We start from the raw sequence: 20930 nt of genomic DNA, 5'->3' as shown, positions 1-20930 counted from the left end.
ATTATCTTCCTATACCAAAATATTTTATACCTAGTTTCTTGATTTTAGTTGGTGAGAATAAATTTCTAATATCGTAAATAATAAGTTTTTTATTCTTAGAAAGTTTTTTAAAATTAATTGATTTAAAATCATTCCATTCAGTATGAATAATTATAAGGTCTGAACCTAAAATACAGTTTTGTATTGAATTAGCAAATTCGACATTTTTTAAATTATTGAATTCTTTTTTTGAACCAGTGGGATCATAATATTTAATCTTTGCTCCCTTTTTGGATAGATAAGGAATTAATTTTAAACTTGAAGAGTCTCTCATATCATCAGTATTTGCTTTAAATGTAACTCCCAAAAATGAAACATTTTTATTATTAAATTTTTTAATTATTGAATGAAGTCTTTTAAGTAATAAATCTGTCCTATTCTGATTAGATTTAATAACACTTTTAATTACAGATAAATTAGATTTAAATTTATCAGCTGTAGACACAATAGCTTTAGTATCTTTTGGAAAACAAGAACCTCCATATGCAGGACCAGCTCTTAAAAATCTACTTCCTATTCTTTTATCAAGTCCAATTCCTATGGATATATCTTCAACATCGATACCAGTTTTTTCACATAAATTAGCAATTTCATTTATAAATGTAATTTTAGTTGCTAAAAAAGCATTAGAAGCATATTTAATTAACTCAGCAGCTCTTCTATTTGTAGAAACATATTTTGCACCCTTGGAAATTAATGGAGAATATAAATTTTTAAGTATTTTTTTTGATTTTTCTTCGTTTGAACCAACTACAACTCTATCAGGATAAATAAAATCTCTAATCGCCTCACCTTCTCTTAAAAATTCAGGATTAGACACTACTGAAAACAATCGTTTATTTACTTTTTTTGAAATAATCTTTTCTAGTTCATCACCTGTAGTAACAGGAACAGTTGATTTTGTTATAATTATTTTAAATTTGTTAATTGATTTAGATATTTCTTTTCCAACTGAATAAACTTGAGAAAGGTCAGCGCTATTACTATTTTTTTTTGTTGGTGTTCCAACGCATATAAAAACTATGTCAGATTTTCTTACAGATTCTTTTAAATTTGTTGAAAAATTTAATCTATTATTTTTTATATTTTTTTTGACTAATTCTTCTAAACCTGGCTCGTAGATAGGTATTTTACCATTTTTTAAATTATTAATTTTATTATTATCTTTGTCTACACAAATAACATCATTACCTAAGTCTGAAAAACAAACGCCACTCACTAAACCAACATAACCAGTACCTATCATACAAAGTTTCATATTTTTCCTATTTCTTTATTAGAATTAATAAATCCTTGCATTGTCCCACAATCTAAATATTTACCTGAAAAATTATGAGCAATAAATTTTTCACCTTCTTTTATTAAAGTTTGAATAGCATCTGTTATATGTATTTCACCTCCGTTACCAGGTTTTTGTTTGGCTAATTTATTAAATATAGTTTTGGGAAGGATATATCTTCCTATTACTGCTTTATTAGAAGGAGCATTTTTAGTTGAAGGTTTTTCAACTACATCATCAATAAAATAATCATTTTTGGAAATTTTTTTGTTTAAACTATAGATGCCCCATCTTGAAACTGTTTTAGAATTAACCTTCATACTAGCCATTACAGAGGATTTGTACTTTTGATGTACTTTAATCATATCTTTAGAACAGTTTTTTTTTATTATCAAATCATCTGGTAGCAACATTAAAAAATATTTATCTTTTATATATTTTTTTGTTTTAAAAACAGCGTCACCTGTTCCTTTAGGTATATTTTGATATACAAATTTTATTAGTTTTTTATATTTTAATATTTTTTTATATTCAGCAATTATTCTGGGATCTTTTTTTTTTTTAATAATTTTTTTATAAAAAGTGTCACTATAAAAATAATTTTTAATCATTTTTTTTTTATTTGATATGATAAAAACAATTTCTTTAATTCCTGCTTCAATGCACTCATCTAAAATATACTCAATACCTGGCTTTCCATTTATTGGGAGCAGTTCTTTGGCAAAAACACTTGTTAAAGGCAAAAGTCTAGTTCCTTGACCTGCTAGAGGAATAATTGCTTGTTTAATCATATAAATGTTTTACTTATCTAGATTTCTAATACAAATGAAAATTATATTAAATAATAATTCATTATTTAAAGTTTTAAGGCCATTTAATGATATTGGCTTTGTTCCCACAATGGGGAGTATACATGAGGGTCATTTATCACTTATAGAAAGATCAAATCGAACTTGCAAAAAGACAATAGTAAGTATTTTTGTTAATCCAAAACAATTTAACAATAAAAAAGATTTCAAAAACTATCCAACAAATATTAAAAAAGATATTAAAATTTTAAAAAAAACTAAAAAGGTAGATTTCTTATACATTCCAAGATTTAAAGATATTTACAATAATAATAAAAAATCAAATATAAAAATCACAAAAAAAGATAAAATTTTATGCGCCAAATATAGAAAAGGCCATTTTGAAGGAGTACTAGATGTAATGGAAAGATTAACTAGCTTAGTAAATCCAAAAAAAATATTTATGGGCAAAAAAGATTATCAACAATATTACTTAATAAAAAATTATCTGAAAAATAAATATAAAACTTCTATCATTCCATGCAAAACGATTAGAAATAAAAGCAAAATAGCTTTGTCTTCAAGAAATAATCATTTAGATTTAAATGGAATTAAAAAAGCAAGTTTCTTAAGTAAAAGTCTAATTAAATTAAAAAGAAATTTAGTAAATAGTAAAAAAATAAAACAAAATTTAAAAATTCAAATGAAATATTTTCAGAAGTTTTTAAAAATTAAAATTGAATACTTAGAATTAAGATCAATTAAAAATCTTAAAATATCTAATACTGTTAAAGGCTCACGTTTATTTGTTGCTTACTATATTGATAACGTTAGATTAATTGATAACTTTTAAAGAAAGTAAGCCCCAACACCTAAAAATGAAACAAAACCTATTACATCAGTAATAGTGGTAACAAAAACACTCGATGCAATTGCGGGATCAATATTCATTTTTTTTAAAGTAAAAGGAACAAGTATTCCAAACAGTCCAGCTATAATCATAGTAAGTACCATTGATATTGAAATGATTATTGAAAGAATACTATCTTGAAACCAAATTTGAACTATTAATGCACTTATGGCAGCAAATATAATTCCATTTAATATACCAATTGAAAATTCTTTAAAAACATTTGATGAAAAATTATTTTGAGTTAAGTCATTTGTTGCAATTGTTCTGACTGTAACAGCTAATGTTTGCATTCCTGCGTTTCCACCCATTGAAGCAACAATTGGCATCAGAAAAGCAAGAACAACCATTTGCTCAATAGTTGCTCCAAACAAGCTAATACACCAAGTTGCTAAAAAGGCTGTAAATAAATTCAATAAAAGCCAATTAAATCTCCTTTTAGTTTTTGTAACAACACCATCAGTAATTTCCTCGTCACCTACACCTGCAAGTCTTAATGCATCTTCCTCAGCCTCTTCTTTTAGGACTGTAAGAACATCATCGTTCATAATCATTCCTACCAATTTATTATTTTTATCAATTACGGCTGCTGAATTTAGATTATAATTTTCAAATAGATTAGCCACCTCTTCTTTGTCCATATCAACAGGAACTAATAGTTGAGACTCTGACATGATGCTTGCCATTTTTGTGTCTCTTGGTGAAGTAAGCACTCTTGATGATGGAACTGTTCCAATAGGTTTAAATTCTTCATTAACAATAAAAATTTCCAAAAATTCTTCAGGCAAATCTTTATTTTCTCTCAAATAGTCAATTGTTTGACCTACAGACCAGTTGCTTGGTATAGCTGTAAACTCACGCTGCATAAGTCTAGCAGCAGTATCTTCTGGATAGCTTAAGCTTTCTAACAGAGCAAATCTGTCTTTAGGCGGTAATGAGCTTAATATAGTATTCTTGTCTTCTTCAGGTACATTTTCTAAAATTGAAATAGCATCATCTGACTCTAAGTTAGTAAGAATAGTTACAATTGAATCTGAAGATAAATATTTAATTATTTCAGTTTGTATAGACTCATTTAATTCTACAAAAACCTCTGCATCAATATTAAAATTATTTAGTTTAATTAAACTTTCTCTATCGCTAATACTTAAGTGTTCAATTATGTCTGCTGCATCAGCAGGGTGCATTTCATTGAATGAATCGTTAATAAATTTTGCATCATTGTCAGCTATTTTAGAGGTAACAACTCTCAAATATTCTTTATTGAATTCAAAATTTACTTTTTTATCTTTAGTTTTTTTAATTAAAGACATAAATGTACCTATAATTTAGTTGTGCACTATTAATACATAATTAAAATATTACAAATTTTAAATGGACATAGAGATCAAAAAGTCAATAAAACCGGTAAATTATTTTGAGGCAATTGATTTATTAGAGTCTAGATTAAAAAATATTACAGCTAATAAAGAAAAAGAATTAATTTGGATTCTAGAGCATCCTGAAATTTTTACTGCAGGTACATCGTATAAAGAAAATGAAATAATTGATAAGTCAATTGATCTATTAAAAACAAACAGAGGTGGAAAAATTACATATCATGGTCCAGGTCAATTAATTTGTTATTTTGTTATTGATCTGAGAGAAAAAAAAGACATTAGAAAATTTATTACAACTATTGAAAATACAATTATTCAAAGTTTAAAAAAATATAATATTGAAACCTTTCCTGATAAAGAAAATATTGGAATATGGTATAAAGACAAAAATGAAATTCAAAAAATTGCTGCGATAGGTATTAGAGTGAGTAAGTGGATTGCATATCATGGATTTGCAATAAATGTTGATAACAACCTAGAAAATTATAAAAAAATAGTACCTTGTGGAATTTCAGATAAGGGTGTGACAAATTTAAAAAAAATTTCAAATCAAGATTATTCTAACTTAAACAATGAAATTATTGAAAATTTTATTTCAAATTTGAAAAACTAAGTCTTTTTGATTTTAACAACTTTTTAAAATATTCTGGCAATAAAGCTGAATAAGTATGCTTCGTATCATTTATTTTAAATTTAATTTGATACGAGTGCAGCATAAGATTTTTATTTATACCTTTGTCTGACTTAGATAGTTTGTATTTCGTATCACCAAATATAGGATTTCTAATTGCAAAAAGTTGTTTACGTAACTGATGTTTTCTTCCAGTTATTGGTTTTAACTCTAATAAAGATGCTTCAGAATTTTTATCTATTACCTTGAATATAGTTTTTGCTTTTTCTACTAATTTTTTATCTCCATCATATCTTATTAAGTCATCATCCCAAACACCTGAGTTTTTATTTATTTCTCCTTGGCATATGGCAAGATAAGTTTTATGTACTTTTCGTAATCTAAATAATGATGTTAGTAACTGTGCGCTCTCTCTATTTTTCGCCATTATGAATACACCAGATGTATCTTTATCTAATCTATGAACAGAATAAGGTTTTGTTCCTTTAAAAATTTCACTCTTTGCAAAAATATCAACTAAGTTTTTTTTAGATTTTGTACCACCTTGTACTGATATTCCGGATGCTTTATTTAATACAACAAAATTATCATTATCATCAATTATTTGATCTTCGTTTGATTTTATTATTTCTTTAGTTGGTAAAAATTTTATTTTTTTTTGTTCTACTCTTTCTTTAAATTCAATATTAAAGATATTTATTTGATCTCCTTTTTTTATTTTGTAAGAACTTTTAACTTTTTTTTTGTTAATTTTAATTTTTCCTGTCCTAAGATATTTTTCAATTAAACCTTGAGGTATTTTTCCAATATTTAATCTCATCCATCTATCAACACGCATATCATTACACGTTGAATCAACGATGTATGACTTGTTCATGACTTAGGATTTAAGCTGTAGCTTGTTTATTTTCTTCTGTTTTTGGAGCTTCTTTTGACGTATCTTTTTTCTTCTTATCTACTCTTTTGGCCTCAACATCTCTATCTACAAATTCTATAATTGCCATTGAAGCATTATCACCATATCTAAAACCCGCTTTAATAATTCTAGTATAGCCACCTTTTCTATTTGAATATCTTTTAGAAAGAGTTTTTTTTACTTTATTGGCTGATTTAATATCCTGCAATTGAGACACAAGCATCTTAGTTGTTTGCAATGTATCTTTTTTACCCAAAGTAATAATTTTGTCAGCTTGAGGTCTTAAAAACTTTGCTTTTGGCAATGTAGTTTTAATCTGTTCATATTTTATTAAAGAATTTAACATATTCTTTAACAAAGCTTTTCTATGCTCAGAAGTTCTATTTAACTTTTTATTGGCTAAGCCGTGTCTCATTAAATTGCTTCCTCTAATTTTTTAGACATTTCTGCAATGTTATCTGGTGGCCAGTTAGGTATTTCCATGCCTAAATACAGAGACATTCCAGTTAGAACTTCTTTGATCTCGTTTAAAGATTTTCTACCAAAATTTGGTGTTCTTAACATTTCACCCTCAGATTTTTGAACTAAATCACCAATATAAATTATATTGTCATTTTTTAAGCAATTCATTGATCTAACAGACAACTCTAGCTCATCAACTTTTCTTAATAAATTCTTATTAAATTCAGGCTCAGAGGAAACTTCTTTTACTGGAGCTTCGACAGGTTCATCAAAATTAACAAACATTTTTAACTGGTCTTGAAAAATTCTTGCAGAGTACGCAACAGCGTCTTCTGCTGAAATTGAACCATTAGTTTCTACTTCCATTATTAATTTATCATAATCAAGAGCTTTACCTTCTCTTGCTGTGCTAACAGAATAAGAAACTTTTTTTACAGGGCTATACAAAGAGTCAATGGCAATTAAACCTAATGGTGGCTCCTCTGGTTTATTTAGCTCAGCTGGAACATAACCTTTTCCAGTGTTTACGTTCATTTCCATGTGAAAAGTAGTATTTTCATCTAAGTTACAAATTACTAAATCAGGATTTAATATTTCTACATCAGTCACGGGAGCAATGTCTGAAGCTTTTATTTCGCCCGGACCTTTTGCGTCTAAAACTAATTTTTTTGTACCTTCAGAATTACATTTTAAAGCTAGAGATTTAACATTTAATACTATGTCTGTTACATCTTCTCTTACACCTTTAATAGATGTAAATTCGTGTAGAACACCATCTATTTGTATTGAAGTAACTGCAGCCCCTCTGATTGAAGAAAGCAAAATTCTTCTTAAAGAGTTTCCTAAAGTTAATCCATAACCTTTTTCTAAAGGCTCAGCTATAATCTTAGCATGTGTTAAGTCATCGCTAATTTGAACATCTAATTTAGATGGTTTAATCAAAGATTTCCAATTTTTAACATTAACGTTTTCTACTTCCATTAAACTCTCCTTTTTTTTGGTGGTCTAGTTCCGTTGTGAGGCATAGGTGTTGTATCTTTAATTGATAAAATTTTAAAACCTCTTGCTTGTAAAGCTCTTAATGCTGTTTCTCTTCCTGAACCTGGCCCTTTTACCTCAACAGATAAAGTTTTCATTCCATACTCTAATGCTTTTGATGCTGCGGAGTCAGCTGCTATTTGAGCTGCATAAGGTGTAGATTTTCTTGATCCTTTAAATCCTTTCTGTCCAGCAGATGCCCAGGATATTACATTTCCATTTGTATCAGCAATTGAAATTATTGTGTTATTAAATGTCGACTGCACATAAGCAATTCCATTTAAAATATTTTTTTTTATCTTTTTCTTTTTTGAATAAGAACTCTTAGCGCTTTTTTTAGAAGATTTTTCTACCTTCTGATCTTTATTGTCAGTTTTTTCTGTTTTTGCCATTATTACTTTTTAGTTGGTGTTAATTTCTTCCCTGCAATAGCGATTGCTTTTCCTTTTCTTGTTCTTGCATTACATCTTGTTCTTTGACCTCTTACAGGTAATTTTTTTCTATGTCTTGTTCCTCTATAACATGCAAGATCTATTAATCTTTTAATACTTAAGGAATAATCTCTTCTAAGATCTCCTTCGACTTTAAAATTTTGATCGATGTATTCTCTTATTTTTAAAATTTCATCATCAGTTAACTCATTCACTCTTTTGGCTCTTGGAATTTCTAGAGATGAACAAATTTGTTGTGAGAATTTATCTCCAATTCCATAAATATATGTAAGTCCAATGTGGACAAGTTTATTTTGTGGAATGTTTATACCTGCGATACGAGCCATAATTTTTGTGATAAATTGTGCCTTTTATATAAGAAGATTAATCAAAGTCAACGTCTTAAACATTTATAAAAGTGTCTATTTTCCTTGTTATTTCGTCTATTTCTAAGCTCCCATCAATTTCTTTAAATTTAGGATTCTCTGAGTAGTAATTAAGTACTGGCTCTGTTGTGTTCATGTATGTGTCAAAACGTTTTAGAATAGTATTTGTTTCATCGTCTGATCTATTTTCAATAATTTTTCTTTTCTCTAGTCTTTTTACCACTGTATCTTTATCAACTTTGAGATACAAAATTAAATCTATCTTTTGATTTGATGCCCCGAGTAAGATATCTAAATTTTTTGCTTGGCTCAAAGATCTAGGGTATCCATCAAATATTAATCTATTTTTTTTTTGAGGGTCAGAAACTAAATTTTCAATAAGCTTATTTACAATTTCATCACTTACAAATTTACCATTTTTCATGTCATTGGTAATCATCTTGCCAATATCTGAATTTTTATAAATTTCTTCTCTTAAAAGTTCGCCAGTTGAGATCTGAAATGAATTTAGTTTCTTTACTAAATATTTAGCTTGAGTACCTTTACCAGCACCAGGCGGTCCAAACAAAACTATATTCACTTACTTTCCAAATTTAGTTTTTTTAATTAATTGTTCGTATTGAGAACTCATTAATCTTGTTTGAATTTGAGTTACAGTATCAATGGCAACAACAACAACAATTAAAATAGATGCACCACCCAAATAAAAAGGGATTGGGTAATTAGCTATTAAAAACTCTGGCATTAAACATACAAGTGTCAAATATAAAGCACCTATTGTAGTAAGTTTAGTTAAAATATTTTCAATATATAATGCTGTACTTTCACCAGGTCTAATTCCTGGAACAAAGCCACCATATTTTCTTAAGTTTTCTGCTGTTTCAGTTGGATTAAATGTAATTGAAGTATAGAAAAATGTAAAAAATATTATACCAGATGCATATAGCAACATGTACAAAGGTTGACCTTGAGTGAAATAAGAACTTAAGTTTAAAAAAGTTTCATTGTTTGAAAAAGAAAAATTAGAGAAAGTAACAGGTAACAATAATAAAGCTGATGCAAAAATTGCTGGTATTACTCCTGCTTGATTAATTTTTAATGGCAAATGAGAAGACTCTCCACCATACATTTTATTTCCCATTTGTCTTTTAGGATAATTGATAAGAATTTTTCTTAATGCTCTCTCCATAAAAACAACAAATAAAATAGTTAATATTAAAAGAACAAAAATTGCTAAGATCATGAATGTTGACACAGCACCTGTTCTACCTAGTTCAAAAGTAGTAACTAAAGCTCTAGGTATTTCAGCAACGATACCAGCAAAAATAATTAAAGAAATTCCATTTCCAATTCCTCTTTGGGTAATTTGTTCACCTAGCCACATAAGAAAAATTGTACCAGCAACAATAGTTGTCACTGTTGTAATTTTAAAAAATGCTCCTGGATTAATTACCAAATCCGCAGAAGACTCTAAACCTACCGATAAACCATAACCTTGAACTGTAGCAAGTAAAACTGTTCCATATCTTGTTATTTGAGTAATCTTTGCTCTACCTGTTTCTCCCTGTGCTTTTAAATTCTTAAAATAATCTGAAACCCCTGTTAATAACTGAACTATAATAGCAGATGATATGTATGGCATTATACCAAGAGCGAAAATTGCCATTCTACTAACTGCTCCTCCAGCAAAAACATTAAACATACCAAGTAACCCTTTTTGATTGCCATCCATCATGATTTTTAATTGTTCTGGATCAATTCCTGGTAAAGGAACAAATGTACCAAATCTATATACTGCAAGAATTGCTATGGTAAAAATTATTCTATTTCTTAGATCATTTGTTGAAGATGATGCACTCATTTAAACAAATTATTTTTTTAATTGAATAGATCCACCAATTTTTTCTAGTTTTTCTATTGCTGATTTTGATGCTAAGTCAGCCTCAATATTAATTTTATCTTTTAACTCTCCAGTACCTAATATTTTTAATTTTGTAGAGTTTTTGTTTATTAGTTTTAATTTTTTTAGAGATGAAGAATTAAGCACTTCATTTGGATTAATATTTTTTTTATCAATATAAGACTGAATTTTTTCTAAGTTTAAAATTGCTATGTTTTCTCTTGAAATTGGATTAAAGCCTCTTTTAGGTAATCTTCTATACAAAGGCATTTGACCACCTTCAAAACTTTTAATTGCTACACCAGATCTAGATTTTTGACCTTTAACACCTCTCCCCGATGTCTTACCTTTTCCGGAACCAATACCTCTTCCTACTCTAATTTTAGGTTTATTAATTTTCTGTCTTGTATTTAATGTAATCATTATCCTCTTTTTTCAATAATTTCTGATATTTTTTTATTTCTTATTGCTGAAATTTGTTTTGGTGAATTTTGTTTCATTAAAGCTTTCATGGTTGCTCTAATCACATTGTGTGCATTTGATGTGCCCATTGATTTAGCAACAATATCTTTTACACCCAATACCTCACATACTGCTCTAACTGGACCACCTGCAATAATTCCTGTACCTTTTGATGCTGCTCTTAAAACTATTCTACCAGAGCCATCTTTAGCTTTCACATCATGATGAATTGTTCTTCCTTCTCTCAAAGGTATATGTGTTAATTTTCTTCTAGCCATTTCATTAGCTTTTTTAATTGCATCTGGAACTTGTTTTGCTTTAGCGTGTGCTATTCCAATTTTTCCAGCCTGATTCCCTACCACTACAAGAGCTGAAAAACCAAATCTTCTTCCACCTTTTACAACCTTTGTAATTCTATTGATATGAACTAACTTTTCTAAAATATCATCTGTTTTTTTGTCTTTGTTATTTTCCATAATTAAAATTCCATCCCATTTTCTCTTAACGTATCTGCAAATGCTTTAATTCTACCATGATATTTATAAGATCCTCTATCAAAATAAATTTTTGTAATATTTTTTTCCTGAGCTTTTTTTGCAAGTTTTTGGGCAACTAATTTTGAAAGCTCTGTTTTGTTAATTTTATCAGATGATTTTAAATCTTTCTCAATGGATGAAGCTGATAATAAAGTTACTTTTTTTGTATCATCAATGATTTGAGCTGAAATATTTTTAGCAGATCTTGAAATACTTAATCTAAATCTATCTTTTGGAGCAACTTTTTTTACTTTGTTGCTAACTCTAAATCTTTTTCTAATACTAGTGTTTAGTTTCATTATTTTTTCTTACCTTCTTTTTTAAGAACATATTGGCCTTTTTCTCTAACACCTTTACCCTTATATGGCTCAATTTTTCTAAATGTTTTAATTTTTGATGCAACTTCACCAACTAATTGTTTGTCAGATCCAGTGATCTTAAGTGTAGTTTGTTTTTCTACAGCAATTTTAATTCCTTCTGGAATGTCAAAATCAATATCATGACTGTAGCCTAATTGTAAATTTAGCTGATTTCCTTTTAATGCTGCTCTATATCCAACACCTACAAGTTCTAACACTTTTTCGTAGCCAGTACTTGAGCCAATTACGGCATTATTAATTAAACTTCTGTTCATGCCCCAAAGTCGTTTGGAATTTTGGTCAATTTTTTTTGGTTTTATTGAAATCTCTTTTCCTTCTTTGATATCTAAATTAAACATATCCAAATCAATATTTATTGATTTCTTTCCTAATGGCCCTTCTATATTTATAATATTACCAGCTAAAGCCACTTTAACTTTTTCAGGGATTGATATATTTATTTTTCCAATTTTAGACATTAAAATACCTTACAAATAATTTCGCCACCAACACGTTGTTTTCTGGCGTCAATATCAGTCATTACACCTTTTGGTGTAGAAACTATTGCAATACCAAGACCGTTATTAATTTTAGGTAAACCTTCAGCACTAGAAAAAATTCTTCTTCCAGGTTTAGAAACTCTTTCAAATGCACTGATAACTGGGTTACCAGAGTGATATTTAAGTTCTAAAGACAATGTTGGTTTATTATCCTCTGAAATGATTTTAAAATCTTTTATAAAACCTTCATTTTTAAGTATATCGGCAATTTTTGATTTGAAGTTTGATGATGGCAGATCTACTTTTTTATGATTTCTCGCTTGAGCATTCTTAACTCTAGCTATCATATCTCCTATTGGGTCACTTAAACTCATAATTTTCCTTCCTACCAGCTCGACTTAACCAAGCCAGGTATTTTTCCTTGTAATCCTAATTGTCTAAGAGCAATTCTTGATATTTTTAATTTTCTATAAACACCATGTGGTCTACCTGTTATTTCACATCTATTCATCACTCTTGTTTTAGCTGAATTTCTTGGCAATTTTGATAATTTCTGCTGTGCCTTAAATCTTTCCTCTAATGGAAGTTTTTTATCCATTATTACTTTTTTCAAATTTTGTCTTTTCTTGAACATTTTGTCTGAAAGTTTAATTCTTTTTTTGTTTTTATTTACAGCACTAAGTTTAGCCATTTTTAATTGTCTCCTTTTTTAATAAATGGAAAATTCATTTTTTCTAATAATGCAAAGCTGTGCTCTTTGTTAATTGCTTTTATAACAATAACGATATCTAAGCCTCTAACTTTATCAGCTCTATCAAAACTAACTTCGGGAAATATGATATGTTCCTTTATGCCAAAAGTATAATTTCCGAATTTATCAAACCCTTTTGGTGATAATCCTCTAAAATCTTTAATTCTTGGAAGAGCAATATTCACCAATCTGTCTAAAAATTCATACATTTTGTTCTTTCTTAAAGTAACTTTTAAACCTGCATTAGACCCTTTTCTTGTCTTAAAGTTTGCTACAGATTTTTTAAATTTTGTAGTTACAGGTTTTTGGCCTGTTATCTTAGCCATATCCTCTTCACATGATTTTAGGATTTTAGAGTCAGAACCATCTAAACCAAGACCCATGTTTAAAACAATTTTCTCAATTCTTGGAGCCATGTAAATATTTTTGAAGCCAAATTGATCTTTTAAAGCTGGTTGTATTTCTTTATTAAAAATTTCTTTTAATCTTGGAGTCATTATTTCTTAGCCTCTTTTTTCTTTTCTGCTTTTTCATCTATTAATTTTAAATTTGATAAATGAATAAAACCTTCTTTTGAAAAAATACCACCTTTTTTCTCTTTTGTTGTTTTAACGTGTTTTTTAACCATATTAATTTCTTTTACTTTAGCTCTATTATTCGCTCTGTCGATTTCGATAACTTCACCTTCTTTTTTTTTGTCTTTTCCAGTTAGCACTCTTACTTTTAGACCTTTTTTAATCATCTTATAAAACCTCCGGTGCTAGTGAAATTATTTTCATTTGCCCTCTACTTCTTAATTCTCTAGTAACAGGGCCAAATATTCTAGTACCAACTGGTTCACCCTTATCGTCAACTAATACTGCTGCATTATTATCAAATTTTACTTTTGATCCATCATTTCTATGAATTCCTTTTTTAACTCTTACTACTACAGCTTTATGAACAGTTCCTTTCTTTACTTTGCCCTTAGGTATAGCCTCTTTCACAGCAATTACAATTGTATCTCCAATGCTGGCATATCTTCTCTTGGATCCACCCAATACTTTGATGCACTCTATTCTTTTTGCACCAGTGTTGTCAGCAACTTGTAATTCTGTCTGTACGCCTATCATTATTTATTATTCTCCATAACTTGAAACTTTTTATTTTTTGAAAATGGCTTACTTTCAATAATTGAAACTTTATCACCAGTTTTAAAAGTATTATTTTCATCATGAGCATTATAATTTTTTCTGACTCTAATGACTTTTTTTAATACAGGGTGTGAATATTTTCTCTCTACCATAACTGTAACTGTTTTATTAGGTTTGTCGCTTATCACCACTCCTGTTAATATTTTTTTAGGCATTTGATTTTCCTTTTAAAATTGTTTTCAACCTTGCAATTGTTTTTCTTGTTTCTCCAATTTTTGCAGGATTAGTTATTTGTGAATTCATTTTTTGAAATCGAAAGTTAAATAAGTCTTTTTTAAGCTTATCAATATTTTTGATAACTTCATCTTTGCTTAATTTTTTAATCTCTTGTTTTTTCATTTATGCAAATCTCTTTATTGTCTTTGTTTTTATTGGTAACTTTGCGGAAGCTTTATAAAGTGCCTCTTTGGCAATTTGTTCAGAAACACCATCAACTTCAAATAAAATTCTTCCAGGTTTTACTCTACAAGCAAAATATTCTGGTGATCCTTTTCCTTTACCCATTCTAACTTCTATTGGTTTTTTAGAAACTGGAATATTTGGAAAAACTCTTGTCCATACTCTTCCTTGTCTTTTCATGTGTCTAGTTAAAGCAACCCTAGCAGCTTCAATTTGTTTTCCAGTAACTCTTTCAGGCTGTAATGCCTTCAAGGCATATGCACCGTAATTAATAGTACTTGCTCTAGTAGCATTACCATGAATTCTTCCTTTATGAGCTTTTCTCCATTTAGTTCTTACTGGCTGAAGCATTATTGTTTACCTTCCTTTGGAGTGACTTTGTTTGTTTCCTGGCTAAATTCTCTTGCAAAAACTTCACCTTTATAGATCCAAACCTTAATTCCAATAATTCCATATGTTGTAAGAGCTTCCGCTTCTGCATAATCTATATCTGCTCTTAACGTGTGTGATGGTATGCTACCATCTCTTAACCATTCGGTTCTAGCAATCTCATTACCACCTAATCTTCCACTTACTGAAACTTTAATCCCTTTTGCACCTAGTCTGATACATGATTGCATGGCTCTTTTCATGGCTCTTCTGTATGAAATTCTTTTTACTAACTGTTGTGCAATGTTTTCAGCAACTAAATATGCATTTGTTTCAGGTTTTTTAACCTCTTTGATATTTAAGTTTACCTCATTTGTAGTAAATTTTGATAAGTTGTTTTTAATTTTATCAATATCACTACCTTTTTTACCAATTACAAATCCAGGTCTAGATGTGTAAATTGTGACGTAACATTTGTTTGATGTTCTCTCTATCATCACTTTAGATACACCTGAATTAATCACATTTTTCTTGATGTATTCTCTTATTTTAAAATCTTCAATTAGATAGTTGCCAAAATCTTTTTTCTTAGCATACCAAACAGAGTCCCAACCTCTGTTTACACCTAATCTAAAACCTACAGGATTAACCTTTTGTCCCATGTTTCTCCATTTGTTTAGCCTCTGATAAAATTATAGTTACTGTTGACCAAGGTTTTAAAATTGGTGCCGCTCTACCTTTTGCTCTTGGTCTAAATCTTTTCATAACAATTTTTTTTCCACAATACGCTTCTTTGACAATTAAATTGTCAATATCATATTGAAAGTTATTTTCAGCGTTTGCAACAGCTGAGCTAATTGTTTTTCTAATATCTCTGGTAACTCTTTTTTCCGAAAACTGTAGATCTCTAATAGCTACATCGACCTTTTTACCAACAATACTTTTTAGAATTGGATTAATCTTTCTTACGCTAGATCTAATTCCATTGTTTATAGACTTTACAGTCTTATCGTTGTTTTTATCAATTTTCTTTTTCTTACCCATAATTATTTTTTCTCTGCTGGTTTAGCTTTCTTGTCAGCTGGTGTGTGTCCAAAGAAAGTTCTTGTTGGCGCAAACTCTCCTAATTTATGACCAACCATATCTTCTGATACTGTTATTGGAATAAATTTTTTACCATTATATATTTGAAAAGCTACCCCTACAAAATCTGGAAGAATAGTAGATTTTCTAGACCAAGTTTTAATTGGAATTTTCTTCGGATCATCTTTGTACTTGTCTACTTTTTTCATCAAGCTTTCTTCAACAAATGGTCCTTTCCATACAGCTCTAGCCATTACTTAGTATCCTTCCTTTTATTTCTTCTCTTAACTATAAATTTATCTGTTCTCTTATTATCTCTAGTCTTTAAACCTTTTGCTGATTGTCCTGTTGGAGACACCGGATGTCTTCCTCCGGCTGACTTACCTTCACCACCTCCATGTGGGTGATCTACTGGGTTTTTAACAACACCTCTAGTATGAGGTCTTCTTCCCAACCATCTTGATCTACCAGCTTTACCAATTTTAATATTTTTTTGATCAGGATTACTTAATATTCCAATAGTAGCTAAAGCCCTTGAGTCTATTTTACGTACTTCCCCTGATGCTAATTTAATTAAACTATAATTTCCATCTAATCCACTAATCGTAACTGAAGAACCAGCTGCTCTAGCTATTTTACCGCCACCACCTGGTTGAATTTCAACGTTATGAATATTGATACCAACTGGTATATCTTGTAGCGGCATGCAATTTCCAATTTTAATCTCTTTTTTTGATCCACTCTCAATCTTATCACCAACTTTAATTTTTTGAGGAGCTAAAAAATACGAATGTGTTCCATCTTCAAATTTAACCAACATTATGTAGCAAGATCTATTCGGATCGTATTCTATTCTTTCAACAGTAGCCTCCATGTCGAATTTTTTTCTATAAAAATCAACATGTCTATACATTTTCTTATGGCCACCTGCTCTGTTAATTGAAGTGATGTGTCCATTGTTATTTCTTCCCTTCATAGCATTTTTTGGAGAAACAAGAGTTTTAAAAGGTTTACCTTTCCACAGACCTGTTCTATCTACTAAAATAGTACCTCTCGTCGATTTTGTGTATGGTTTAAAAGTTTTTAATGCCATTTATTAAATTCCTGTTGTTAGATCAATGCTTTGACCTTTTTTTAGAGTTATGATTGCTTTTTTGTATCCTGAAACTTTTACTTTTTTACCTCTAGTAAGTTTAGTTCTATTTTGTTTATTGATGATGTTAATTTTAGTGACATTAACCTTAAAAATTTTTTCAATATTTTTTTTCAGGTTTTTTTTGTTAGCACCATCAGGAACCTTGAAAGTAATTTTATTCAATTCAGATAAGTTTGTTGATTTCTCAGTAACAACTGGAAAAAGAATTTTGTCGTATAAATGAATTTTATCCATATTAAGAATACCTTTTCTCCAATTCTTTTACTGAACTTTCTGTAAAAACAACTTTCTTAAATTTTATTATATCGTATGCACTAAAATGATTTACATCAGTAACTTTAACGTTTGGAATATTTCTTACAGATTTTTCTATCTTATCTTTTGAATTTTTATCAAGAATAATTAGTGAATTAGAAATCTCCAATTTGTTAATTATTGAATTCATTTCTTTTGTTTTTTTAATTTCAGAATTAAAATCATTTAAAATCAATAAGTTCTTATTATTATTTTTTTCAGTAATTAAAGAAGCAACACTTTGTTTCTTTTCATTTTTGTTCAACTTTCTTTTTTTATAAGCTAATTCACCTTTTGGACCATGAGCTATACCACCACCAACAAAAATAGGAGCTTTTCTACTAGCGTGTCTTGCTCCACCAGTTCCTTTTTGTGCATAAATTTTTGATGTCGGACCTTTTACCTCATTTTGTTGTTTAGTCTTAGCGTGTCTACCTTTGTAGTTAGCGTTTGTTTTGTACAAAACACTAGCAACTAACTTTTGATTAATTTTTGCAGAAAATATTTTGTCTAACACTTCAATAGTATCTTTTTTTCCGTCTATGCTAATTTTATCTAATTTCATTATTTTTTCTTCTTATCTGGTGTTTTTTTTGCTTCCTCAGCTGCAGCTAATTTTTCACTGATTGTCATTTTATTTATATTTTTAACTGATCTTTTAACCATCACTTCAGCATTTTTTGATCCTGGAATAGATCCTTTTAAATAAAGTAGCTCATTTTCTAAATCTGTTTTTATTATTTCGATATTTTGCATTGTTCTTAGCTTATCACCCATATGACCAGCCATTTTTTTCCCTTTAAAAACTTTACCTGGATCTTGACTGTGTCCTGTTGAACCATGAGCTCTATGAGAAATAGAAACACCATGACTGGCTCTTAAGCCACCAAAGTTATGTCTCTTCATAGCACCAGCAAAACCTTTTCCAATTGTTTTTGATCTTGTATCTACAAATTTAATATCTTTGAAAATTTCTAAACCAAATTCATTTCCTTCTTTATAGGCAGAAGTATCGTTCACTCTAAATTCTTTTAATTTTTTCTTAGCTTCAGTGTTTTTCTTTGCAAAAACACCTTTCATTGCTTTTGTTAATTTTGAATTTTTTATTTTTCCATATCCAAGTTGAACAGCTTTATAACCTCTTTTTTCTTCCTCAATTACTTGAATAACTCTAGCTTTTTCAACTTTAAGAACTGTAACAGGTACTAATTGACCAGATTTATAAAACTCTCTAGTCATGCCAATTTTCTTACCTAATAAAGCTATCTCACTCATAATTATATTTTTATCTCCACATCTACACCAGAAGCTAAGTCTAGTTTCATCAAAGCCTCTACTGTTTGTGGTGTTGGTTCAATAATATCAATTAATCTTTTGTGGGTTCTAGACTCAAATTGCTCTCTACTTTTTTTATCAATGTGTGGAGATCTTAAAACTGTATATCTTTCAATTCTTGTAGGAAGTGGTATTGGACCCTTTATAGTAGCTCCAGTTCTTTTAACTGTATTAACTATTTCCTCGGTAGAAGCATCTAAGACTTTATTGTCGTATGCTCTTAGTTTAATTCTAATATTTTGTTTTTCCATTAACCTGCTACCTTTTTAGTTACTTCATCTTGAACGTTTTGTGGAACTTTAGAATAATGATCGAAGAACATTGAATATTGCGCTCTTCCTTGTGACATTGATCTAAGATTATTAATGTAGCCAAACATATTAGCTAAAGGGACCATTGCTGTTATAACAGTTGCATTTCCTCTTTGCTCTTGAGTGCTAATTTGACCTCTTCTACTGTTTAAATCACCAATTACATCGCCCATATAATCTTCTGGGGTAACAACTTCCACTCTCATAATAGGCTCTAAGAGCTTTAACCCACCTTGTGTACAAGCTTCTTTGAAACATGCTCTGCTGGCAAGTTCAAATGCTAGAACACTTGAGTCTACATCATGGTGTAAACCGTCAACAATCGTTACTTTGTAATCAATCATAGGAAAACCTGCTAATATTCCACTATCAGAAATTGTCTCAATACCTTTTTCAACACCAGGTATAAATTCTTTTGGAATAGCTCCACCTTTAATGGCACTTTCAACCTCTCTACCCTTACCTGGTTCTTGAGGTTCAACAAACAATTTTACTTTAGCGAATTGACCAGCGCCACCACTTTGTTTTTTATGTATATATTCAAATTCAGCTGATTTTTCTATTGTCTCCCTGTAAGCAACTTGTGGAGCTCCAACATTTGCCTCAACTTTAAATTCTCTTTTCATACGATCAACAATAATATCTAAGTGAAGTTCTCCCATACCTTTGATGATTGTTTGACCAGATTCCTCGTCAGATGATACTCTAAATGATGGATCTTCTTTAGCTAATCTTGCTAAAGCTTCACCCATTTTTTCTTGGTCACCTTTTGTTTTAGGCTCAACAGCAATTTCAATTACTGGTTCAGGAAATTCCATTGGCTCTAATAAAACAGGATTTTCTTTGTCACACAAAGTATGACCTGTCATAGTATTTTTTAAACCTGCCAAAGAAACAATATCACCTGCATTTGCTTCTTTAATATCTTCTCTAGAGTTTGCGTGCATTAAAAGCATACGACCAACTCTTTCTTCTTTATCTGATGAAGAATTGTACACAGCTGTACCTGATTTAATTGTACCTGAATAAATTCTAACAAATGTTAATGAACCAACAAATGGATCATTTGCAACTTTAAATGCTAAACCTGAAAAAGACGATCCATCCTCGAATTTCATTTCAATTTCATCATCTGAACCAACTTTAGTTCCTTTAATAGATCCAATATCCACTGGACTTGGAAGGTAATTAATAACTGCATCTAATAAAGGTTGAACACCTTTATTTTTAAAAGCTGAACCAGTTAAAACAGGAACAAAGCTAAAATTTAAAGTTCCTTTTCTAATGCACTTTACTAAATCTTCCTCTTTAATTTCATCACCATTTAAATACGCTTCCATTAACTTTTCGTCTTGCTCAACTGCAGACTCAATTAATTCAGTTCTGTATTTTTCTGAAATTTCTTTTAAATCATCAGGTATATCTTTATATTCCCACTCAGCACCTAATGCTTCATTTTTCCATACTTGAGCTTTCATTTTAACTAGGTCAACAACACCAGTTAAAGAAGCTTCAATTCCAATAGGTACTTGTAAAACTAATGGTTTAGCTCCCAATCTATCTCTGATCATATCAACACATCTAAAGAAATCTGCACCAGTTCTATCAAGTTTATTTACAAAACAAATTCTCGGAACTTTATATTTGTCTGCTTGTCTCCATACTGTCTCAGATTGAGGCTCTACACCAGCAACTCCATCAAATACAGCCACAGCACCATCTAATACTTTTAAAGATCTTTCTACTTCAATTGTAAAATCTACGTGGCCTGGAGTATCAATTATATTAACCCTGTGGTCATTCCAGAAACAAGTTGTTGCTGCAGAAGTAATTGTGATACCTCTTTCTTGTTCTTGCTCCATCCAGTCCATTGTTGCAGCACCGTCATGTACTTCACCAATTTTATGACTTTTTCCTGTATAATATAATATTCTTTCTGTAGTAGTTGTTTTACCAGCGTCTATGTGGGCCATGATCCCAATGTTTCTATATTTATCTAATGTATGAGTTCTAGCCATAATTT

General features: G+C 29.6%; 33 protein-coding genes. 2 read left to right on the top strand and 31 right to left on the bottom strand.

The window, feature by feature from the left end; genetic code table 11:
* Nucleotide 1: 1 nt before the first annotated feature.
* Nucleotides 2-1297, bottom strand: a complete 1296-nt coding sequence (locus ACTTBK_RS02075; RefSeq protein ID WP_440618352.1) for a UDP-glucose dehydrogenase family protein — start codon at nt 1295-1297, stop codon at nt 2-4.
* Nucleotides 1294-2109, bottom strand: a complete 816-nt coding sequence (locus tag ACTTBK_RS02070; RefSeq protein ID WP_440618351.1) for a sugar phosphate nucleotidyltransferase — start codon at nt 2107-2109, stop codon at nt 1294-1296. The genes ACTTBK_RS02075 and ACTTBK_RS02070 overlap by 4 nt, the downstream gene beginning before the upstream one ends.
* 4 nt (nt 2110-2113) lie before the next feature.
* Between ACTTBK_RS02070 and ACTTBK_RS02065 the strand changes: the two genes are divergently transcribed.
* On the top strand, nt 2114-2959 hold the full coding sequence (locus tag ACTTBK_RS02065; RefSeq protein WP_440618350.1) for a pantoate--beta-alanine ligase: 846 nt from the start codon (nt 2114-2116) through the stop codon (nt 2957-2959).
* Here ACTTBK_RS02065 and mgtE read toward each other — a convergent pair.
* Nucleotides 2956-4329, bottom strand: coding sequence for a magnesium transporter (gene mgtE, locus ACTTBK_RS02060; RefSeq protein ID WP_440618349.1), 1374 nt, complete (start codon nt 4327-4329; stop codon nt 2956-2958). The genes ACTTBK_RS02065 and mgtE overlap by 4 nt on opposite strands.
* Before the next feature lie 61 nt (nt 4330-4390).
* Here mgtE and lipB point away from each other — a divergent pair, with 61 nt between their 5' ends.
* A complete protein-coding gene (lipB, locus tag ACTTBK_RS02055; RefSeq protein ID WP_440618348.1) occupies nt 4391-5008 on the top strand; it encodes a lipoyl(octanoyl) transferase LipB in 618 nt (205 codons plus the stop codon).
* Here lipB and ACTTBK_RS02050 read toward each other — a convergent pair.
* Genes ACTTBK_RS02050 through fusA form a run of 28 tightly spaced genes read right to left on the bottom strand, consistent with a single transcriptional unit; the run spans nt 4986 to nt 20925 of the window.
* Complete coding sequence (locus ACTTBK_RS02050; protein WP_440618347.1) at nt 4986-5903, bottom strand: RluA family pseudouridine synthase; 918 nt, start codon at nt 5901-5903, stop codon at nt 4986-4988. The genes lipB and ACTTBK_RS02050 overlap by 23 nt on opposite strands.
* A 10-nt stretch (nt 5904-5913) precedes the next feature.
* Nucleotides 5914-6357: a 50S ribosomal protein L17 gene (gene rplQ / locus ACTTBK_RS02045; RefSeq protein ID WP_440618346.1), complete on the bottom strand. Its 444-nt coding sequence runs from the start codon at nt 6355-6357 to the stop codon at nt 5914-5916.
* Complete coding sequence (locus tag ACTTBK_RS02040) at nt 6357-7385, bottom strand: DNA-directed RNA polymerase subunit alpha (protein ID WP_440618345.1); 1029 nt, start codon at nt 7383-7385, stop codon at nt 6357-6359. The genes rplQ and ACTTBK_RS02040 overlap by 1 nt, the downstream gene beginning before the upstream one ends.
* Nucleotides 7385-7834: a 30S ribosomal protein S11 gene (gene rpsK, locus ACTTBK_RS02035; protein WP_075506788.1), complete on the bottom strand. Its 450-nt coding sequence runs from the start codon at nt 7832-7834 to the stop codon at nt 7385-7387. Before rpsK ends, ACTTBK_RS02040 begins: the two co-directional genes overlap by 1 nt.
* A gap of 2 nt (nt 7835-7836) precedes the next feature.
* Nucleotides 7837-8220 (bottom strand): 30S ribosomal protein S13, encoded by a 384-nt coding sequence (gene rpsM / locus ACTTBK_RS02030; RefSeq protein ID WP_075506789.1) that lies wholly within the window; start codon nt 8218-8220, stop codon nt 7837-7839.
* 55 nt (nt 8221-8275) lie between these two features.
* Nucleotides 8276-8839 carry an adenylate kinase gene (locus tag ACTTBK_RS02025; RefSeq protein ID WP_440618344.1) on the bottom strand — a complete coding sequence of 188 codons (564 nt, stop codon included), beginning with the start codon at nt 8837-8839 and terminating at the stop codon, nt 8276-8278.
* A complete protein-coding gene (gene secY, locus ACTTBK_RS02020; RefSeq protein ID WP_075506791.1) occupies nt 8840-10120 on the bottom strand; it encodes a preprotein translocase subunit SecY in 1281 nt (426 codons plus the stop codon).
* Between the two features lie 9 nt (nt 10121-10129).
* Nucleotides 10130-10582, bottom strand: a complete 453-nt coding sequence (rplO, locus tag ACTTBK_RS02015) for a 50S ribosomal protein L15 (protein WP_075506792.1) — start codon at nt 10580-10582, stop codon at nt 10130-10132.
* Complete coding sequence (gene rpsE / locus ACTTBK_RS02010) at nt 10582-11097, bottom strand: 30S ribosomal protein S5 (protein WP_075506793.1); 516 nt, start codon at nt 11095-11097, stop codon at nt 10582-10584. Before rpsE ends, rplO begins: the two co-directional genes overlap by 1 nt.
* 2 nt (nt 11098-11099) lie before the next feature.
* Complete coding sequence (gene rplR / locus ACTTBK_RS02005) at nt 11100-11456, bottom strand: 50S ribosomal protein L18 (protein ID WP_262589109.1); 357 nt, start codon at nt 11454-11456, stop codon at nt 11100-11102.
* Nucleotides 11456-11995: a 50S ribosomal protein L6 gene (gene rplF, locus ACTTBK_RS02000; protein ID WP_262589108.1), complete on the bottom strand. Its 540-nt coding sequence runs from the start codon at nt 11993-11995 to the stop codon at nt 11456-11458. The genes rplR and rplF overlap by 1 nt, the downstream gene beginning before the upstream one ends.
* Nucleotides 11995-12390, bottom strand: a complete 396-nt coding sequence (gene rpsH, locus ACTTBK_RS01995) for a 30S ribosomal protein S8 (RefSeq protein ID WP_440618343.1) — start codon at nt 12388-12390, stop codon at nt 11995-11997. Before rpsH ends, rplF begins: the two co-directional genes overlap by 1 nt.
* 11 nt (nt 12391-12401) lie before the next feature.
* Nucleotides 12402-12707, bottom strand: a complete 306-nt coding sequence (gene rpsN, locus ACTTBK_RS01990; protein WP_440618342.1) for a 30S ribosomal protein S14 — start codon at nt 12705-12707, stop codon at nt 12402-12404.
* 2 nt (nt 12708-12709) lie between these two features.
* Nucleotides 12710-13264 carry a 50S ribosomal protein L5 gene (rplE, locus tag ACTTBK_RS01985; protein WP_262589106.1) on the bottom strand — a complete coding sequence of 185 codons (555 nt, stop codon included), beginning with the start codon at nt 13262-13264 and terminating at the stop codon, nt 12710-12712.
* Nucleotides 13264-13509, bottom strand: a complete 246-nt coding sequence (gene rplX / locus ACTTBK_RS01980) for a 50S ribosomal protein L24 (RefSeq protein WP_262589105.1) — start codon at nt 13507-13509, stop codon at nt 13264-13266. The genes rplE and rplX overlap by 1 nt, the downstream gene beginning before the upstream one ends.
* Before the next feature lies 1 nt (nt 13510).
* Nucleotides 13511-13879, bottom strand: a complete 369-nt coding sequence (gene rplN, locus ACTTBK_RS01975; protein WP_008544079.1) for a 50S ribosomal protein L14 — start codon at nt 13877-13879, stop codon at nt 13511-13513.
* Complete coding sequence (gene rpsQ / locus ACTTBK_RS01970; protein WP_440618341.1) at nt 13879-14115, bottom strand: 30S ribosomal protein S17; 237 nt, start codon at nt 14113-14115, stop codon at nt 13879-13881. Before rpsQ ends, rplN begins: the two co-directional genes overlap by 1 nt.
* Complete coding sequence (gene rpmC, locus ACTTBK_RS01965) at nt 14108-14299, bottom strand: 50S ribosomal protein L29 (protein ID WP_075506802.1); 192 nt, start codon at nt 14297-14299, stop codon at nt 14108-14110. The genes rpsQ and rpmC overlap by 8 nt, the downstream gene beginning before the upstream one ends.
* The gene (gene rplP / locus ACTTBK_RS01960) at nt 14300-14710 is read right to left on the bottom strand and encodes a 50S ribosomal protein L16 (RefSeq protein WP_075506803.1); all 411 of its coding nucleotides are present in this window, start codon (nt 14708-14710) and stop codon (nt 14300-14302) included. It lies immediately after the preceding gene.
* On the bottom strand, nt 14710-15390 hold the full coding sequence (gene rpsC, locus ACTTBK_RS01955; protein ID WP_075506804.1) for a 30S ribosomal protein S3: 681 nt from the start codon (nt 15388-15390) through the stop codon (nt 14710-14712). The genes rplP and rpsC overlap by 1 nt, the downstream gene beginning before the upstream one ends.
* Complete coding sequence (gene rplV, locus ACTTBK_RS01950; RefSeq protein WP_075506805.1) at nt 15374-15772, bottom strand: 50S ribosomal protein L22; 399 nt, start codon at nt 15770-15772, stop codon at nt 15374-15376. Before rplV ends, rpsC begins: the two co-directional genes overlap by 17 nt.
* A 2-nt stretch (nt 15773-15774) precedes the next feature.
* Nucleotides 15775-16065, bottom strand: a complete 291-nt coding sequence (gene rpsS / locus ACTTBK_RS01945) for a 30S ribosomal protein S19 (RefSeq protein WP_075506806.1) — start codon at nt 16063-16065, stop codon at nt 15775-15777.
* Nucleotides 16065-16904: a 50S ribosomal protein L2 gene (gene rplB / locus ACTTBK_RS01940; RefSeq protein ID WP_075506807.1), complete on the bottom strand. Its 840-nt coding sequence runs from the start codon at nt 16902-16904 to the stop codon at nt 16065-16067. Before rplB ends, rpsS begins: the two co-directional genes overlap by 1 nt.
* A 3-nt stretch (nt 16905-16907) precedes the next feature.
* Nucleotides 16908-17201 (bottom strand): 50S ribosomal protein L23, encoded by a 294-nt coding sequence (gene rplW, locus ACTTBK_RS01935; RefSeq protein ID WP_262589101.1) that lies wholly within the window; start codon nt 17199-17201, stop codon nt 16908-16910.
* A 1-nt stretch (nt 17202) separates the two neighbouring features.
* On the bottom strand, nt 17203-17826 hold the full coding sequence (rplD, locus tag ACTTBK_RS01930) for a 50S ribosomal protein L4 (protein WP_262589100.1): 624 nt from the start codon (nt 17824-17826) through the stop codon (nt 17203-17205).
* Entirely contained in the window at nt 17826-18536 is a 711-nt protein-coding gene (gene rplC / locus ACTTBK_RS01925; protein ID WP_428080010.1) for a 50S ribosomal protein L3, read from the bottom strand. Before rplC ends, rplD begins: the two co-directional genes overlap by 1 nt.
* Before the next feature lie 2 nt (nt 18537-18538).
* Entirely contained in the window at nt 18539-18847 is a 309-nt protein-coding gene (gene rpsJ / locus ACTTBK_RS01920) for a 30S ribosomal protein S10 (RefSeq protein ID WP_023853699.1), read from the bottom strand.
* A complete protein-coding gene (fusA, locus tag ACTTBK_RS01915) occupies nt 18847-20925 on the bottom strand; it encodes an elongation factor G (RefSeq protein ID WP_440618340.1) in 2079 nt (692 codons plus the stop codon). Before fusA ends, rpsJ begins: the two co-directional genes overlap by 1 nt.
* Nucleotides 20926-20930: the final 5 nt, after the last annotated feature.

This window comes from Candidatus Pelagibacter sp. HIMB1493, from assembly GCF_052047995.1.
Classification (GTDB): domain Bacteria; phylum Pseudomonadota; class Alphaproteobacteria; order Pelagibacterales; family Pelagibacteraceae; genus Pelagibacter.
The sequence above is the reverse complement of the archived record's forward strand: the minus strand, read 5'-3'. Positions and strand labels throughout refer to the sequence as shown.